Below are 557 nucleotides of genomic sequence, written 5' to 3' on the forward strand. Positions count from 1 at the left end.
TCCCGAAGGCACCAAACCATCTCTGGTAAGTTCTCTGTATGTCAAGTGTAGGTAAGGTTCTTCGCGTTGCATCGAATTAAACCACATGCTCCACCGCTTGTGCGGGCCCCCGTCAATTCATTTGAGTTTTAACCTTGCGGCCGTACTCCCCAGGCGGTCTACTTAATGCGTTAGCTTTGAAAAACAGAACCGAGGCTCCGAGCTTCTAGTAGACATCGTTTACGGCGTGGACTACCGGGGTATCTAATCCCGTTTGCTCCCCACGCTTTCGTACATGAGCGTCAGTGTTGACCCAGGTGGCTGCCTTCGCCATCGGTATTCCTTCAGATCTCTACGCATTTCACCGCTACACCTGAAATTCTACCACCCTCTATCACACTCTAGTTTGCCAGTTCGAAATGCAGTTCCCAGGTTGAGCCCGGGGCTTTCACATCTCGCTTAACAAACCGCCTGCGTACGCTTTACGCCCAGTAATTCCGATTAACGCTCGCACCCTCCGTATTACCGCGGCTGCTGGCACGGAGTTAGCCGGTGCTTCTTCTGTCAGTAACGTCACA

At 52.2% G+C, this 557-nt stretch carries 1 rRNA gene; it reads right to left on the minus strand.

Annotation, left to right across the window (positions count from 1 at the left end):
- Positions 1–557 (minus strand): 16S ribosomal RNA (locus AAEY62_RS20160); the annotation flags it as partial.

The sequence above is a fragment of the Pseudoalteromonas sp. GW168-MNA-CIBAN-0100 genome (assembly GCF_040309225.1).
GTDB lineage: Bacteria > Pseudomonadota > Gammaproteobacteria > Enterobacterales > Alteromonadaceae > Pseudoalteromonas > Pseudoalteromonas arctica.